Source organism: Solwaraspora sp. WMMA2059, from assembly GCF_027497315.1.
Taxonomy (GTDB): domain Bacteria; phylum Actinomycetota; class Actinomycetes; order Mycobacteriales; family Micromonosporaceae; genus Micromonospora_E.
Genome location: NZ_CP114908.1, coordinates 4632826 through 4647994 on the forward strand (window position 1 = coordinate 4632826; position 15169 = coordinate 4647994).

Consider the following 15169-nt stretch of genomic DNA (forward strand, 5'->3'; position numbering starts at 1 on the left):
AGCCGCCGGCGGCTGACGAAGGTTCAGCCGCCGGCGGTCGGGTCCGGTTCACCGGTCGGCGGTCGCTGTGCGGGCGCTGCCGAGAGGGCGCTGCCGATGAGAACCTCGGCGGCGGCGCGCGCGTGAGCGGCGGCGGCGTTGTCGCCGGCGATCGCGGTGGTGGTCTGTACTCCCTCGGCGAGAATCGCGAGTTGGGCAGCAAGGGTCGCGGATCCGCCGGCTTCGGCGACCAGTGTCGCCACCCGCTGCTGAAACTCCGCCTTCTGCCCCCGGACGAACTCGGCGACGCCTGGCGTGGTCCCGCCCAGCTCACCGAAGGTGTTGATGAACAGGCAGCCACGGAAGTCGTCGGCCGTGGCCCACTGGGCGAGCCCGTCGTAGATGGCGAGCAGCTTGTCGCGTGGTGTGCCGCCGCTGGCCACGGCGGCGTCCACGAGGTCGTTCCACATCCGCTGCCGGCGGGTCAGCACCTGCTCGACCACGGCTTCCTTCGACCCGAAGACCTGGTAGAGCCGCTTGAGCGGGACTCCTGCCTCGGCGCGCAGTGCGTCCATGCCGACGGCCTGCACGCCCCGGGCGTAGAAGAGCTGGTCGGCGGCGTCGAGCACCTTGTGCCGCACCTCGTCGTCGGTCAACGCCGGCATGTCTTCTCCTTCAGGTCGAGCCGCCACCCGGTTGGCCGTTGTCGCCGGTGACGAGGGTCACCGGCGAATCGTCGATTGCCGACTGGCGGAGAGAACGATCGTTTTCTACTGTAGGACACAGCGAGCGAGAACGACCGTTCTCACAACGAGCGACCGGAGGTCGTCATGCCTTACCTCACCGTCGGCCAGGAGAACAGCACCAACATCGACCTCTACTACGAGGACCACGGCCAAGGGCAGCCGGTGGTGCTCATCCACGGCTACCCGCTGGACGGACACTCCTGGGAGAAGCAGAGCGCGGCACTGCTCGCCGCCGGCTACCGGGTCATCACCTACGACCGGCGTGGCTTCGGGCAATCCAGCCAGCCCACCGTCGGGTACGACTACGACACCTTCGCCGCCGACCTGAACACCCTGCTGGAAACCCTGGACCTCACCGACGTCGTACTGGTCGGCTTCAGCATGGGCACCGGCGAGGTCGGCCGCTACCTGAGTCGGTACGGCTCCGCCCGGGTCGCCAAGGCCGCGTTCCTGGCCTCGCTGGAACCGTTCCTGCTGGCCACCGACGACAACCCGGCCGGCGTGCCGCAGGAGATCTTCGACGGCATCCTCGCCGCCGTCACCGCCGACCGGTACGCCTACTTCAGCGACTTCTACCGCGACTTCTACAACACCGACGAGACGCTCGGCGGCCGACTCTCCGAGGAGGCACTGCGCAACAGCTGGAACGTCGCGGCCGGCGCTGGGTGGTTCGCCTCCAGCGCGGTCGTGCCGACCTGGCTCACCGACTTCCGGGCCGACATCGACCGGATCGACGTGCCGGCACTGATCCTGCACGGCACCGCCGACCGGATCCTGCCGATCGACGCCACCGCCCGCGAGTTCCACAAGCGGTTACCAAAGGCCGAGTACGTCGAGATCGACGGAGCACCGCACGGCCTGCTCTGGACCCACGGGGCGGAGGTCAACACCGCGCTGCTCGCCTTCCTGGGCAAGTAGACCGGGCGCGCCAGGGCGGCGGACCGGGTGCGGGCAGGTCCGGGTACGGGCAGGTCCGGGTGGGCCTGCCCTCACCCGGCGTACGGGGTCGCGTCGGTCAACGCCACCACCCCCGGCAGCCGGGTGTCCTGCCGCTGGAACTGCACCACCACCGGCTCCGACGAGGTCAGTACGCAGCCGAACGGTCGGCCCAGCCGGATCGGCTCCGGGTCGACGAGGTCGTTGAGCCGGGCGTGCCGGATCCGGCGCGCCCACACCATCCAGCGGTACGGCCCCGCCGGCTCCTGATCGTCGTAGTACACGGTCAGCTCGACCTCGGCGTCGACGTCACCGGCGTTGAGCAGGCAGAGCTGGTCGAAGCTGGTGAACTCCGGCTCGTCGCCGTTGCTGACCGGCGGGATCCGCCCCCCGGCCACCACCCAGATGCGGGCACCGATGCCAGCCATCACGCCTCCTTGCCGGCCGCTGCCGCCACGATCGCGGCCTACCGGCACCTGCCGGCTACCCGGCGACCGGCTCGGCTAACCCCGGCCACGATCGCACGGGGCAGAGCGGGGGCGGCTGCGTACGCTAGCCGGCCGCGGCGTCGCCCTCCGGGCGCTTCTTCCGGGCGTACTTGGCACGGAACTTCTCCACTCGACCGGCACTGTCCAGCAGTCGCTGCCGACCCGTCCAGAACGGGTGGCTGGCCGCGGAGATCTCCACGTCGACCACCGGGTACGTCTGGCCGTCGGTCCACTCGATCGTCTTCTGGCTGGTCGCAGTCGATCGGGTCAAGAACGCGAAATCCGCGCTCCGGTCCCGGAAAACCACATAATCGTATTTAGGGTGGATATCAGGCTTCATCCGTGCGAACCAGCCTTCCTGACGCTTGACAGTAATGATTGTCATTTTAGCAAGGCCTGTCACACCCCCGGACCCGGATACACCCTGCACGTAGAGCCCGGATAACGTATGCTCGCATCGCAATGTAAATATATATTAGGGAGCATCCATGTCTCACCCGGTGCACACCGAACACCCGCACAGCCACTCTGCGACCTGCGGGCACGCTGCGGTGACCCACGACGGGCACACGGACTACCTGCACGACGGGCATGTCCACCACGAGCACGCCGGGCACTGGGACGAGTGCGGCACGGACCAGCACGTGACAGCCGAGTCACATGCTGACCACACGCATGGTCCCGACTGTGGCCACGAGATGGTGCCCCACGGCGACCACCAGGACTTCGTCCACGCCGGGCACCGACACGCCGCGCACGGCGACCACTACGACGAGCACTGAGCGGGGCGTCGCCGACGCGTCGCGAACAACACCAGCGCGCCAGCGATCACCAGGATGGCTCCGGTGGCCGGCAGGTGCCACGACGATCCGGTCCGCGGCAGTCTCCCGTCACCGGAGCCACCACCCGGGTTGTCGTCGCCTCCGGGCCCGAAGCCCGTGTCCGGGTCCGTCGCGTCACCGATCGCCACGGTGAGCGAGCGGGAGTCGGTGAGAGTCGACCCCGACGACGTGGTGGCCGACATCTCGAAGGCCAGCCGGTAGATGCCCGGCTCGCTGAACGCCCAGTTGCCGTGGGCGTGGGTGTTGATCGGGATGTCGAGCCGCTGCGGCAGCCGGGCCGACGAATCGAACAGCACCTCGGATTCACCGAACGACCCGGTCAGGAACAGCGCGAACCGGCCGGGGCCGTCGACACCGGTGAAGGTCCAGACGACCGGGCCACGAACCCCGGCCACCACCGACGGATGCTGCGTGTTCCAGCCCGGCCAGACGATCCCGGCGCGCTGCCCCTGCGGCAACAGCCACACCTCGTCACCCGGCGCGCCCAGGAAGTCGGCGTTGTCCGGCACGGTGATCTTCGCATTGTCCTTGACGTGCAGCACCACGTCGGACAGGTCGCGCCACACCGGGGGCGAGACGGTGTCGTCCTTGAGGCGGATCGTCCAGTCCGCACCGGTGAGCTCCGGGCCCATGTCGACGTGACCGTCGTCGATCACCACCCGTGACCCGTCCTGTTGAGCCGCTGCGGCGAGCTGCGACGCGGTGCTGGTCGCCGTCGGTGCGGCAGCCGCCGCCAGCGCCCGCGCGGGGGTGCCGTCCGACGGCGAATCGGCACCGAGCGGTACACCGTCGCCCGGGGCGGCACCGGACGCCCTCGCCAGGTCCGCCGCCGGAGCGGGAGCCGGGGCCGGCACCGGCCGGGTGTCTGCGGGGTCGGGCGGCGCCTCGTCGAGCCGCGGCACCAGCACCCGGTAGTCGGCGTCGGCCGTCACCTCGGCGCCGTTGGCCAGCGTCGCGGCCGCCGACAGCGTCAGCCGGTACTCGCCCGCGGCGTCGAAAAGCCAGACCAGACCGCCGGTCCTGGTCGCTGCCGGCAGCCGGGCGGTACGCGGCATCGCGTCGAGGGTGCCGAACAACGGCGTCGGCTGGCCGAGCCCACCGAGGGTATAGGCGACGAATCCACCCGGGCCGTCGACCTGACGCAGCGACAGCTCGATGGTGTCGCCGCGTACCGCCCCGCGAGGCACTGCCCGGGTGTCCAGATACGGAAACTCGACGTCGCTACCGGTCAGTGCCCACATCGGCCGACCGGCCGGGCCGAGGAACCGGAACGCCGGATGGTCAGGTGTCCGCACCGCCACGCCGCCTGCCGGTCCGAAGACCGCCGTCGCCGGCTTCCGGTCGGGCCCGGACACCTCGCGAGTGACCAACGACAACGTTGCGCCATCGAGGGTGACCGCTACCAGGTCGGCACCTGCCGAATTCACTACTGCCGGCGGATCGGTCGCGGGTGCGGCGGTCACCGGCGCCGGCGCGGTCAGGGCCGCAGCCAGTGCACCGATCGCCAGCACCGCGGCGCACCGGCGACGCGTCGCCGCACCGGTGGGGCGGTGAATCGTCGTCATCATGAGGTCCCCTGGGTCGTCTTGTCGTCAGTGGCATCGGTGACCGCGCGGTCGCGTACGGCCTCGGCGCGGCCCTGTTCGCGCGCGGTGGCGACGGCCTGTTCCAGCTGTGCTGCCCGCCGGCGCCGGGCGCGGCGGCGGCGGGCGACGACCAGCCAGCCGGCCAGCCCGATCACCAGCAGGATCACCAGCTGCGACCACGGGACGGCCCACAGGCCGCTTTCGCGGGTCACGGTCGCTGGGGGCGGGTCGAGCACCTCGTCGGCGACGGCGGTCGGTGCGACGGTGAGCCGCGCACCGAGCCGGAACATCGGCGGCACGCCGTCGACCCGGATAGTGGTCCGGTAACTGTCGCCGGGCAGGATCTCCGGCAGCGGATCGCCGTCGACTTTGCGCCCGGCCAGCCCGAACGGTCCGGCGACGGTCAGCTGCGGCTGCCCGGTAAGTCGTACGTTGCCGGTGTTGCGCACGGTGAAGCTGGCCGTGACGGTGCCACCCGCGACCGGGTTCCAGGTGCCGTCGTACGTCGCCGACAGATCCCCGACGTCCAGGCCCGGCTGCAGTTCCCCGGTGACCCGTAGATAGATCCGGGAGCCGACCCGGTGGTCGACCGCCACCTGGTTGCCCTCGCCGTCGGTGCCGGTGGCGGCGAGCGAGGCGACGATGCCGCCGGGGTGGTCGCCGGGGGTGGCGTTGTCCGGCACCGCGATGGTGAACGGCACGTCCAGCCGCGACGTCGACGGCACGGTGAAGGTGCCGGACTCGAACGTCACCCAGGAACCGACGTCGACCGGTTCTCCGGTCGCCGGTAGCAGGTCGAAGCCGCCCTGGTCGGTGGTGAACGCGTCGCTGGCGTACACGTCGAGGGTGATCGGCTGGTCGGAGTGGTTCGTGATCGCCACGTAGTCGGTGAGAGTGGCACCCGGATCCAGTTTGTACTCGAACGCCGGCCGTCCGTTCGGCCCGTCGGGGCTGGACGGAGCGACGCCCCAGGTGAGCGACTGCGCCGCGAGGGGCGTGTAGCTCGGCGATGCGACCGTCGCCGGGCCGGTGACCGGGCCCGTCGACACGACGGCGGCGGCGAGGAGTCCGGCGAGCAGGGCTGCTGGCGTACGCATGCGGGGTGGTCCGTTTCGCGGAGGGTGTGGGGCGGTCCGGGCGACGACGCGGCACGGTGTCGTCGCCCGGCCCGTTCCCTGGTGCGATCCTCAGATCGCGGTGAGGGTGAGGGTCGCGGTGTAGGTGCCGGGCACGGTCTCGGTCGGCAGGCGCAGCTGCAGGCCGGCCGACAGGGTCGCGGTACCCCGGCCCACGCCGGTCGGTGCCGAGCCGAGCACGGCACTGCTGCCGAGTCCACCGCCGACGCCGACGACGTACGGCTCGACGACCGGGCCCGCGACGACGCCCTGACCGGCGGACTGGTCGACCACCTGCGGGGTCCAGCCGAGGTAGCCGGAGCTGAAGGTGGCACCGTCGGGTCCGGTGAAGTTCTCCGGCAGCTGACCGGAGGCGCTCCAGCCGGGAGTGCCGGCCCGGGTGTCGGTGACGGTGACCGGGCGCAGGCTTCCGGTGCTCTCCCAACTGTCACCACCGCTGGTCAGCTGCGCCGGCGGCAGGACAACGCTGCGGTCGTCCGGGTCGACGCTGATCACCAGTGCGCCCTGGGTGGGATCGATCGACGCGGTGATGGTCTGCGAGGCCTCCGGGTCGGTCGGGGTGAAGGCCACCCAGAGCCAGACCTCCGCGCTGGTCGCGACGACGCTGTGGTTGTCGTCGTAGAGCTTCACCTGGTATTCGCAGGCGTTGAGCTCACGGGTGGCGGTGAAGCTGTAGGACGCGCCGGCCTCGCCGGCAATGATGGCGAAGTCGTCGCTGCCGGGGCAGCGGCTGAACCAGTGGTAGTGGTCCAGCTCGGTCTGCGGGGTCTGCACCGCCTGCAGTGTGACGGTGTCGCCGGGCTGGTACTCGTCGGCCATGCCGGCGATGCTCAGCACGGTCTCGGGACCGGTGCCGTCGAGCTCGCCGACCACGAACGCGTAGTCGACCGGGCCGGTGCTGACGGTCGTGCCGTCGGTCAGCGTCGCGTCGGCCTGGAAGGTCAGCGTGTAGGCGCCCAGCGCGCTGAACGCCCAGTTGGCGTGCGCGTGGGTGCGGATCGGTACGTCGATGGCGTCCGGCAGGCCGTCGTCGCTGCGGAACTTCATGATCGGGCCGCCGAAGCTGTCCTGGGTGAACACCCAGACGTTTCCTGGTCCGGTGACCTCGACGAGGCTCAACTGGACCTTGTCGCCGGCGAAGACGCCGGAGCCGAGGGTGGTGGTGTTCCAACCGGGCCAGAGCAGCTCGGGGTCCTGGGTCAGCGGCAGCAGCCAGATCTGCGATCCGGCCGGCCCGAGGAAGGCGAACCGGGGGTCGTCCGGCACCGTCATGGCCGCTTCGGGCAGCACCTGGAAGGTCACGTCCGCCGGATCACGGTTGACCGACGGGCTGACCGTGTCGTCGTGGACCTCCAGGGACAGTTCGCCATCGTGGTAGTGGACGTCGACCGCGTCGGTGTGGCCCTTGGCGAGCACCACCTTCTCGGCTGCGGCCGCGGCGGTCGGCACCAGCAGTACGCCGCCGGCGATCACCGCCGCACCGGCCAGGGCCGCGAGCCTGCGGGCACCTGTCGTTCTCATCGTTGTTCCTCCCCTCGCCCGCACCGCGGACCGGTGCGGGACGTGGTCGTGACGGGGCGGAAGCCCCACCGCAACGTAACGACTATCATTTTCATTAACCTATCGGCCGTTCGGCCACCTCTGTCAGCACCGGTGTGACCTGCGCCTCGTCGGGCCCTGCCGGCTGCCGCCGCCAGCGGGCGACCAGACCGTGCCGCGGGGCCAGGAACCAGGCCAGCAGGAACACCGCCGTCGCGACCAGCACGATGGTGCCGCCCACCGGCAGGTCGTAGCTCCAGGACAGGTACAACCCCACCAGCGCCGAGCCGCCACCGATCAGCGGGGCGAGCAGCATCATCACCGCGAGCCGGTCGGTCAGCAGCCGCGCCGCCGCCGCCGGCGTGATCAGCAACGCCAGTACCAGAATGTTGCCGATCGTCTGCAGCGAGATCACCACGGCGAGGGTGACCAGCACGTACAACACGATGTCCAGCCAGAACACCGGCAACCCGACCGACCGGGCCGACTCCCGGTCGAGACTGACCGCGACCAGCTCCTTGTGCAGCAGGAACAACGCGGTCAGGATGGCCAGCCCAGTGAAGCCGACCGTGTAGAGATCCCGGTCCGGAATGCCGGTGATCGAACCGAACAGGAACTGCTGCAGCGAACCGGCGTACCCTGGTGCCTGCGAGATGATCACGATGCCGAGGGCGAAGGCGGCCACGAAGAACACTCCGATCAACGAGTCCTCCTTGACCCGCCGCCGCTGCGCGAACACCGCGATCAGCAGCGCGGTCACGATCCCGGCGACCGCACCGCCCAGCACCAGGCTGCCCTGCAGCACGAAGGCGACCGCCAGCCCCGGGAACACCGCGTGCGCCACGGCGTCACCGATGAACGCCATCCCCCGCAGCACCACGTGGCAACCGACCACCCCGCAGACCACACTGGACATGATGGCGATCAGCAGCGCCTTCGGCAGGAAGGCCAGATCCGGGTTGAACAGGTCGGCGACGAACTCGGTGACCGGCATCAGCCGCTCCCCTCGCCGACCCCGACGGGCATGGTGCCGGCGCCGACGATCCTCAGCAACGGCGACCGTTCAGTGATCCCGAACGTACGCATCCACAGCCGCGGATCCCGCAACTCGGTCGGCTTGCCCTCGGCGATCACCTGCCGGTTCAGCAGCACCAGCCGGGAACAGGCATCCATCGCCCCGATCAGGTCGTGCGTGGTCATCAACAGCGGCGTACCCTCGGCCGCCAGACCGGCGAACAGCTCACCGAGCAGCTCCTGGGTCGGCATGTCCAGCCCGGTGAACGGCTCGTCGAGCAGCAGCAACGCCGGCTGCAGCGCCAATGCCCGGGCCACCAGCACCCGCTGGCGCTGGCCGCCGGACAACTCGGCGACCGGCCGACGACGCAGGTCTCCCAGGCGTACCCGGTCGATCGCCTCGGCGGTGGCCCGCCAGTCGGCCCGCCCCGGCCGGCGCAGCAGCCCGATCCGACCGGTCCGGCCGCTGAGCACCGCCTGCTCCACCGAGATCGGGAACTCCCAGGCGAACTCGTGCCGCTGCGGCACGTACCCGATCGCGCACCGCCCCGGCCGGCTCGGCACCCCGTCGACCAGGATCCGCCCGGACCGGGTCCGGATCAGCCCGAGCACCGACCGCAGCAGCGTGGTCTTGCCGGCCCCGTTCGGCCCGATCAGCCCGACCAGCTCCCCCGGGTCGACGTGCAACCGCACACCGCGTAGCACCGGACGGCCGCCGAGGTCGACGTCGAGATCGTGTACGGCGAGCGCGGTCATGAGGCGGCACGCTCCTGCTCGACCCGGCGGCGTACCGCCCGGCCGCGCAGCACCACGACGACCAGCGCAACCGCCAGCACGACCGCGGCCAGCACAAGGCCGCCGAGCAGCCAGGGGCCGGTGCCGTCGCCGGTGCCGTCGGCTGCGGCCCCCTGGCCGTCAGCACCGTCGGAGGCGACCGGCGCGGCCGCGACCTCGTCGGGTTGCGCGGCGAACGCGTCGTCGGTGCTGACGGCGTCGCCGACCGCGAACCGCAGGTGCCGTACCGCGCTCACCTGCTCGCCGCCGACCAGGTCGGCGCTGACCCGGACGGCGACCAGGTACACGCCGGGGACGGTGAACACCCAGTTGGCGTGGGTGTGGGTGTTGACCTCCACCCACATCGGCTGGCCGGGCGGCTCGGTGGAGCGCCACAGCACCTGCGGTTCGCTGAACGTGCCGGCCTGCAGATACATGGTGACCTCGCCAGGTCCTTCGACCCCGGCGAGCTCCAACGTCACGCCCCGGTCGATCGTCTGCATCACCCGTGGGTCCTGGGTGTTCCAGCCGACCCACACCACGTCGGGGTGCTGCACCTGCGGCACCACGTGCACCTCGGTGCCGGCCGGCACGTCGAGGAAGCCGTACACCGGATCATCCGGCACGGTCTGCAGCGCGGCGTCGGTGACCCTCAGCACGGTCCGGTCCGGATCCCGCCACACCGGCTGCGCCGCGTCGTCGTGCAGCAGCAGGGTCCACTCGTCGTCGACGTAGCGCGGTCCGATGTCGACATGACCGGCCGCCAGCACGGTCATGTCCGCGGCGACCGGCTGGTCCGGGGCGATCGACTGGTCCAGTGCCGGGTCGGGCGATGTCGGCTGGGCGGCCAGCGTCATCGCCAGCAGCGCGGAGACGGCCGTCGACAGGCCGATCGACTTCACTGATGCCTCCTCATGGTGCCAGACAATCGAGCAGCGACTCGGCGTTGAACCGCATCAGCTCGACGTAGCTGGTCACCCGGTCGTCAAAGGTGTCGCCGTAGATATCGCAGACCCGTACGTCGAGGTCGTCGGCGAGTTCGGTCAATGTCGAGGACCTCGACCGCAGGTTCGGCTCCAGGAACACCGCCGGTACCCGCAGGTTGCGGATCGTCTCGGTGAGCCGACGCCGGTCGGCCAGGCTCGGCTCGGCCGCCGGGTGCGGGCTGACGAAGCCGGAGATCTGCACGTCGTACGCGGCCCCGAGGTAGCCGAACGCGTCGTGAGTAGTGATCAGGTGCCGCCGGGCGGGCGGGATCCGCGCGATCGTGTCACGGACGTAGTCGTCCAGCGCGGTCAACTCGGCGATGTACGCCGCCGCGTGCCGCCGGTAGTCGGCGGCACCGGCTGGGTCGACGCCGATCAGGGTGTCGCGGATCAGTTCGGTGTACGCGATGACGTTGCGGACGTTCTGCCACAGGTGCGGGTCGATCTCCCCGTGCACGTGCTTGCCGAGCACCGCCTGCGGCAGTTGGAAGATCTCGGTGCCCGGTCGGCCGAGGAAGCGGAAGTCCCGACCGGCCGGCACCTGGGCGAGGGCCTTGTTCGGCACCTCGATGACGGTGTCGGCCGGATCGTGCACATGCTGATGGGCGTCACCGGCGCCGTGCGGGTCGGCGAACAGGTACAGCGACGGCTCGCCGCGCGCCGCCGCGTCGAGGTCGACGGTGATGTCGGCGTGCCCGCCGCGCAGTACGTCGGCCCCGGCCATCCCGGGCACGCTGTGCGGATCGACGCCGACGGCAAACGTGAAGGTCTGTTCCCCGAGGGCGACGGGGCGGCTGTCGGTGGTGACCGCCAACCGTGCCGACATGGTGAGCCGGTAGACGCCCGGCTCGGTGAAAGCCCAGCTCATGTGGGTGTGCGCGTCGGGCGGGAGGGTGGCGGTGTCGTCCCGGTAGCCGGTGGCGGCGTCGAAGCCGTCGGCCGAGTCGAGATAGACGGCCGGGTTGCCGAACGACTCGGTGAGGTAGGCCGCCATGGCGCCGGGGCCGGTCACGTTGGTGCTCTGCAGCAGGATGTCGGAGACCCGGTCTGCACCATAGGTCCCGCCGGTGCCGCGTACCCGCATGCCGAGCCAGATGGTGTCGAGCGAGAAGTCCTCGACCAGCGGGATGATCTCGGCGGCGTACTTGATCGCCCCCTCGGCGAGCGAGATGTTCGGTACGCTCTCCGGCAGGTTGGCGTCGAGCGCCTTGATGATGGCGTGCTCCTCCAGCAGCAGGTAGTTGCTGAAGGCGACGTCGGCGTAGACGACGTTGCGCACGTCGCGCAGCGACGGCTCGTACGAGTGGGGGTCGGCACCGTCGGGGACGAGCGAGGCGACCGCGACGCGGTCCCCGCCGACGTTGTCGACCAGGTCCCGCAGAATGCCGGTGGTGGTGACGACCTGGAGACGGTCGTCAGCGGCGCTCAACGTCTCGGGGACGACACAGGCCGCCAGGTTACCAAGACTGACAGCGAGCAGCGCCGACCCGATGAGCCACCGTGCGCGCATGATCCACCCCACCTTCCGTACGCCCTGCGCCCGCGCACCGCACGCTAGCACGCAAACGATAACCGTTGTCATACTCGATCCGGCGTGCAGCCGGTGCCGAACGGGTGATGTTCGGCACCGGCTGCACGGGTCGGCGGGTCGGATCAACCGACGAATCAACCACTCGGGTCGAACGGGGGTCAGCCGACCTCGAAGGTGAATTCCTCGGTGCTGCTCACCGGCTGCCCGTTCGACGCACGCACGCCGCTTACCTCGAACGTCGCCACGTAGGTGCCGGCCACGTCGAAGCCCCAGTTGACGTGGGCATGGGTGTTGCGGTTGACGTTCAGGCTGTCCGGCAGACCGTTGCCGCTGTCGAACAGCACCGTGGGCGTGCCGCCCGAGGCGGTGAAGATGCTGAACCCGCCCGGCCCCTGCACGCCGGTCAGCTTGAACACGACCCGGTTGAACTGCAACGCCCCGCTGGCCACCCCGGTGGTGTCCCAGCCGGCCCAGAGCAGCCCGGCGGTGTTGGTCTGCGGCAACACGTAGGCGTACCCCCCGCTGCCGAGGAACGACCAGGCGGAACCGGACGGCACCGCCGTGTGCGCGGCGGCAGGCACCACGAGGACCACGGTGGACGGGTCACGCTCGACGAAGGTAGCGCCGGTGTCATCGCCAACGGTGACCTCGATCGGCCCACCGGCGACATGATCGACATTGATGACATCGACGTGGCCACTGGTCAGTTCGACGGTCGTGGCCTGCGCCGGGGTGGGTACGGCGACCGCGAGCACCGCAGCGAGGGCACTCGACGCGATACCGGCAAGCAGCCGGCGGCCAGGAGTCTTCATCACACTGCTCCCTCCGGATTCCCGACGCACGTCAGGGCAGGACGACGAATCGCAGGTAGACCGAGTCGGACTCGACGACGGTCGTGGTGCCCGCCAGAGTGGCACTGGCCTTCACCTTGAGCAGGTAGACGCCCGCCTTGCTGAACGCCCAGTTGACGTGCAGGTGCTCACCGACCGCCAGGTCGACAACGTCCGGCAGCCCGTCGCGGCTGTTGGCCAGCACGGTCGGCTGCCCGAACAGGTCCTCGGTGTAGACCGCCATCTTGGCGGAGCTGGGGGCGCTGATCAGCTGCTGCACGGTCAGGTCGACCGAGTCGCCGGCGAAGACGCCCGCTTCGAGCTCCTCGGTGGCGAGGCCGGCGAAGAGCAGTTCCTCGTTCTCGATCTGCGGCAGGATCCACACCGGCGAGCCGGCGGCGCCGAGGAAGGCGAAGGCCGGGTCACTGGGCACGGTGGCCTTCGCCTGGGGCTTGACGACGAAGATCACGTCGTCGTGGTGGCGGTGCTCACCCGGCTCGACGGTGTCGTCGTGGACGCCGAGCTCCAGCTCACCGTCCTCGTACTCGACCTCGATGACGTCGACGTGTCCTTCATGCAGGACCACGGGCAGGCCGGTGCCGTGTGCCTGCGCCGGAGTGGCCGAAACCACCAGCGCGGCGATCATCGCGGCGCTGGCGACGAGCGCACCGGCGGCCCGCCGGCGAGTTGCGGTCGACATGGGACAGACTCCCTCCCGGTGGTCCCTGGTGGACCACCGGGAGCTAACGGTAATCGTTTTCAACTTATCGCGGTAGGGGTGCGACCTGTCTGAGTCGACACATGTCCATGTTCGTCCAGCTCGCCGACATCCCAGTCGGGAAACGGGTCCGGCAGCTCGCGCCATGCCGCGAGCCCGGCGACCAGCCCCGCTCCGGCCGCCGCGAGCTCGGCATCGGTGAGCAGCGCGCCGTCCAGCGCCGCCCGTAGCCGCTCGCCATCGAGCCCGATGCCGATGAACACCAGCTCCTGGTGCCGGTCGCCGAAGACCGGATCCCACCGGGACTCCAGGTCGGCCCGCTCGGCCGGGTCGTCGGGCCACTCACCGGAGCTGGCCACCGGCACCCCCGCCGGGTCGCACCGCGCCGACGGACCGGCCTGCGACCACAGTGCCTGCACATCGGGCCGGGTCGCCAGCCAGAGAAAGCCCTTCGACCGTACGACGCCGAAGCTGTCCAGCTCGGCGAGCAGATCCCAGAGCCGCTGCGGATGAAACGGCGCGACCGCCCGGTAGACGATGCTGCTGATGCCGTACTCGATCGTCTCCGGCACGTGCTCGCCGTTGAGTTCGGCGACCCAACCGGGAGCGGTCTCGGCCGCCTCCAGATCGAACCGCCCGGTGTCGAGCACCTCGCCCAACGGGACCTGCGCCCGCACGGTCCGCAGCTGACGGGCCTTCGGGTTCAGCCTGGTCACCAGCGCCTCGACCGTCGCCAACTCGGCCGACCCGACCAGGTCGGTCTTGTTGACCAGGATCACGTCGGCGAACTCGATCTGGTCGACCAGCAGGTCGGCGATGGTGCGGTCATCGTCGTCGTACGCGGCCAGCCCACGCTGCTCCAACGACTCGCCGGCCCGCAACTGGGCGATCAGGTGCGGCGCGTCGACGACAGTGACCATGGTGTCCAGCCGGGCGATGTCGGCCAGCACCCCACCGTCGTCGGTGCCGAAGGCGAACGTGGCCGCCACCGGCAGTGGTTCGGAGATGCCGCTGGACTCGATCACCAGGTAGTCGAAGCGGCCCAGCCGAGCCAGTCGGGCGATCTCCACCAGCAAGTCGTCGCGCAGGGTGCAGCAGATGCAGCCGTTGGTCATCTCGACCAGGCGTTCCTCGGTACGCGACAGGCTACCGCCGTCGCGCACCAGCGCGGCGTCGATGTTGATCTCGCTCATGTCGTTGACAATGACCGCGACCCGCCGCCCTTCCCGGTTGGCCAAGATGTGGTTGAGCAGGGTGGTCTTGCCCGCACCGAGGAATCCGGACAGCACCGTTACCGGCAGCCGACGGTCACTGGCCACCGCGCCGGCCGTCGCACCGTTCCCCTCGCTGGCCACCGCACCGGTCATCGCGGATCCTCGACCTGGCGGCCCCGGTACAGGCCGCAGTGTGCGCAGGCCCGGTGCGGCAGGATCTTCTCCTGTCGCGGGCAGGGGCAGGTCACCAGCATCGGCACCGCCGCCTTCCACTGGGCGCGCCGGTGGCGGGTGTTCGACCGCGAGGTGCGGCGCTTCGGTACGGCCATGGACGGCCTCCTCTCGTCTACCCAGACGATAACGGAAGCCGTTTTCATTAAGTAGGACCGACGCGGCCGGTTTCGACTCCACCACAGGTGACCGGCCCCGAGCCAGGCGCTCACCCGTGGTGATCGGAGACCCGCTCCCCCGGCCCGTGGTCGGGCAGCTCGCGGTCGGCATGGTCGGCGTGGAACAGCGCCTCGGCCAGCAACTGCCGGACGTGCACGTCTGCGGCCGAGTAGTAGACGAATGTGCCCTCCCGGCGACCCCGGACCAGCCCGGCGAGCCGCAGCTTGGCCAGGTGCTGGCTGACCGCCGTCGGCGCGGCACCGACCAACTCGGCCAGGCAGGCGACCGACGACTCACCCTGCAGCAGCGCCCAGAGAATCTTGATCCGGGTGGGGTCGGCGAGCAGGCGGAACGTCTCCGCGGCCAGGTGCACCTGCTCCTCGACCGGCATCCGGAAATCCGGAATCGAGGTGTGCATGCCGGTCAGACTAGTCGAGGCCGCCTACTTGCATATCTGCAT

Annotated in this window: 17 protein-coding genes; 2 read left to right on the forward strand and 15 right to left on the reverse strand. The window is 70.2% G+C overall.

Annotated features, from left to right (window positions below):
- Positions 1–23 precede the first annotated feature (23 nt).
- Positions 24–644, reverse strand: a complete 621-nt coding sequence (locus O7553_RS21110) for a TetR/AcrR family transcriptional regulator (RefSeq protein ID WP_281551417.1) — start codon at positions 642–644, stop codon at positions 24–26.
- 165 nt (positions 645–809) lie between these two features.
- Between O7553_RS21110 and O7553_RS21115 the strand changes: the two genes are divergently transcribed.
- A complete protein-coding gene (locus O7553_RS21115) occupies positions 810–1643 on the forward strand; it encodes an alpha/beta hydrolase (RefSeq protein ID WP_281551418.1) in 834 nt (277 codons plus the stop codon).
- A 71-nt stretch (positions 1644–1714) separates the two neighbouring features.
- Here the strand turns inward: O7553_RS21115 and O7553_RS21120 are convergent, their stop codons facing one another.
- Complete coding sequence (locus tag O7553_RS21120) at positions 1715–2089, reverse strand: sensory rhodopsin transducer (RefSeq protein WP_281551419.1); 375 nt, start codon at positions 2087–2089, stop codon at positions 1715–1717.
- A 124-nt stretch (positions 2090–2213) separates the two neighbouring features.
- Positions 2214–2489: a type B 50S ribosomal protein L31 gene (locus tag O7553_RS21125; protein ID WP_281555691.1), complete on the reverse strand. Its 276-nt coding sequence runs from the start codon at positions 2487–2489 to the stop codon at positions 2214–2216.
- Positions 2490–2637: 148 nt separating this feature from the next.
- Between O7553_RS21125 and O7553_RS21130 the strand changes: the two genes are divergently transcribed.
- Positions 2638–2931: a hypothetical protein gene (locus tag O7553_RS21130; protein WP_281551420.1), complete on the forward strand. Its 294-nt coding sequence runs from the start codon at positions 2638–2640 to the stop codon at positions 2929–2931.
- Here the strand turns inward: O7553_RS21130 and O7553_RS21135 are convergent.
- The 12 genes from O7553_RS21135 to O7553_RS21190 form a co-directional block, all read right to left on the reverse strand.
- Positions 2916–4559 (reverse strand): TIGR03773 family transporter-associated surface protein, encoded by a 1644-nt coding sequence (locus O7553_RS21135; protein WP_281551421.1) that lies wholly within the window; start codon positions 4557–4559, stop codon positions 2916–2918. The two genes, O7553_RS21130 and O7553_RS21135, sit on opposite strands and share 16 nt — an antisense overlap.
- Entirely contained in the window at positions 4556–5674 is a 1119-nt protein-coding gene (locus O7553_RS21140) for a DUF916 domain-containing protein (protein ID WP_281551422.1), read from the reverse strand. The genes O7553_RS21135 and O7553_RS21140 overlap by 4 nt, the downstream gene beginning before the upstream one ends.
- Positions 5675–5764: 90 nt before the next feature.
- A complete protein-coding gene (locus O7553_RS21145; protein WP_281551423.1) occupies positions 5765–7234 on the reverse strand; it encodes a choice-of-anchor M domain-containing protein in 1470 nt (489 codons plus the stop codon).
- A 94-nt stretch (positions 7235–7328) separates the two neighbouring features.
- Entirely contained in the window at positions 7329–8246 is a 918-nt protein-coding gene (locus O7553_RS21150; RefSeq protein ID WP_281551424.1) for an anchored repeat-type ABC transporter permease subunit, read from the reverse strand.
- Positions 8246–9022, reverse strand: a complete 777-nt coding sequence (locus tag O7553_RS21155; protein WP_281551425.1) for an anchored repeat-type ABC transporter ATP-binding subunit — start codon at positions 9020–9022, stop codon at positions 8246–8248. Before O7553_RS21155 ends, O7553_RS21150 begins: the two co-directional genes overlap by 1 nt.
- Positions 9019–9897: a choice-of-anchor M domain-containing protein gene (locus O7553_RS21160; protein WP_281555692.1), complete on the reverse strand. Its 879-nt coding sequence runs from the start codon at positions 9895–9897 to the stop codon at positions 9019–9021. Before O7553_RS21160 ends, O7553_RS21155 begins: the two co-directional genes overlap by 4 nt.
- Before the next feature lie 55 nt (positions 9898–9952).
- On the reverse strand, positions 9953–11536 hold the full coding sequence (locus tag O7553_RS21165) for an anchored repeat ABC transporter, substrate-binding protein (RefSeq protein WP_348650044.1): 1584 nt from the start codon (positions 11534–11536) through the stop codon (positions 9953–9955).
- Positions 11537–11715: 179 nt separating this feature from the next.
- Positions 11716–12369 (reverse strand): choice-of-anchor M domain-containing protein, encoded by a 654-nt coding sequence (locus O7553_RS21170; RefSeq protein WP_281551426.1) that lies wholly within the window; start codon positions 12367–12369, stop codon positions 11716–11718.
- 31 nt (positions 12370–12400) lie between these two features.
- The gene (locus tag O7553_RS21175; protein ID WP_281551427.1) at positions 12401–13087 is read right to left on the reverse strand and encodes a choice-of-anchor M domain-containing protein; all 687 of its coding nucleotides are present in this window, start codon (positions 13085–13087) and stop codon (positions 12401–12403) included.
- A 59-nt stretch (positions 13088–13146) separates the two neighbouring features.
- Positions 13147–14472, reverse strand: coding sequence for a GTP-binding protein (locus tag O7553_RS21180; RefSeq protein WP_281551428.1), 1326 nt, complete (start codon positions 14470–14472; stop codon positions 13147–13149).
- On the reverse strand, positions 14469–14648 hold the full coding sequence (rpmF, locus tag O7553_RS21185; protein ID WP_281551429.1) for a 50S ribosomal protein L32: 180 nt from the start codon (positions 14646–14648) through the stop codon (positions 14469–14471). The genes O7553_RS21180 and rpmF overlap by 4 nt, the downstream gene beginning before the upstream one ends.
- Positions 14649–14758: 110 nt before the next feature.
- Positions 14759–15127, reverse strand: a complete 369-nt coding sequence (locus O7553_RS21190; protein ID WP_281551430.1) for a metalloregulator ArsR/SmtB family transcription factor — start codon at positions 15125–15127, stop codon at positions 14759–14761.
- Positions 15128–15169: the final 42 nt, after the last annotated feature.

What these genes read in the sequence shown, in the direction of transcription:
- O7553_RS21160 (WP_281555692.1), bottom strand. Translation starts at nt 9,897, where the DNA reads ATGACGCTGGCCGCCCAGCCGACATCGCCCGACCCGGCACTGGACCAG.
- O7553_RS21155 (WP_281551425.1), bottom strand. Translation starts at nt 9,022, where the DNA reads ATGACCGCGCTCGCCGTACACGATCTCGACGTCGACCTCGGCGGCCGT.
- O7553_RS21140 (WP_281551422.1), bottom strand. Translation starts at nt 5,674, where the DNA reads ATGCGTACGCCAGCAGCCCTGCTCGCCGGACTCCTCGCCGCCGCCGTC.
- O7553_RS21125 (WP_281555691.1), bottom strand. Translation starts at nt 2,489, where the DNA reads ATGAAGCCTGATATCCACCCTAAATACGATTATGTGGTTTTCCGGGAC.
- O7553_RS21170 (WP_281551426.1), bottom strand. Translation starts at nt 12,369, where the DNA reads ATGAAGACTCCTGGCCGCCGGCTGCTTGCCGGTATCGCGTCGAGTGCC.
- O7553_RS21180 (WP_281551428.1), bottom strand. Translation starts at nt 14,472, where the DNA reads ATGACCGGTGCGGTGGCCAGCGAGGGGAACGGTGCGACGGCCGGCGCG.
- O7553_RS21115 (WP_281551418.1), top strand. Translation starts at nt 810, where the DNA reads ATGCCTTACCTCACCGTCGGCCAGGAGAACAGCACCAACATCGACCTC.
- O7553_RS21190 (WP_281551430.1), bottom strand. Translation starts at nt 15,127, where the DNA reads ATGCACACCTCGATTCCGGATTTCCGGATGCCGGTCGAGGAGCAGGTG.
- O7553_RS21135 (WP_281551421.1), bottom strand. Translation starts at nt 4,559, where the DNA reads ATGATGACGACGATTCACCGCCCCACCGGTGCGGCGACGCGTCGCCGG.
- O7553_RS21110 (WP_281551417.1), bottom strand. Translation starts at nt 644, where the DNA reads ATGCCGGCGTTGACCGACGACGAGGTGCGGCACAAGGTGCTCGACGCC.
- rpmF (WP_281551429.1), bottom strand. Translation starts at nt 14,648, where the DNA reads ATGGCCGTACCGAAGCGCCGCACCTCGCGGTCGAACACCCGCCACCGG.
- O7553_RS21145 (WP_281551423.1), bottom strand. Translation starts at nt 7,234, where the DNA reads ATGAGAACGACAGGTGCCCGCAGGCTCGCGGCCCTGGCCGGTGCGGCG.
- O7553_RS21130 (WP_281551420.1), top strand. Translation starts at nt 2,638, where the DNA reads ATGTCTCACCCGGTGCACACCGAACACCCGCACAGCCACTCTGCGACC.
- O7553_RS21175 (WP_281551427.1), bottom strand. Translation starts at nt 13,087, where the DNA reads ATGTCGACCGCAACTCGCCGGCGGGCCGCCGGTGCGCTCGTCGCCAGC.
- O7553_RS21165 (WP_348650044.1), bottom strand. Translation starts at nt 11,536, where the DNA reads ATGCGCGCACGGTGGCTCATCGGGTCGGCGCTGCTCGCTGTCAGTCTT.
- O7553_RS21120 (WP_281551419.1), bottom strand. Translation starts at nt 2,089, where the DNA reads ATGGCTGGCATCGGTGCCCGCATCTGGGTGGTGGCCGGGGGGCGGATC.
- O7553_RS21150 (WP_281551424.1), bottom strand. Translation starts at nt 8,246, where the DNA reads ATGCCGGTCACCGAGTTCGTCGCCGACCTGTTCAACCCGGATCTGGCC.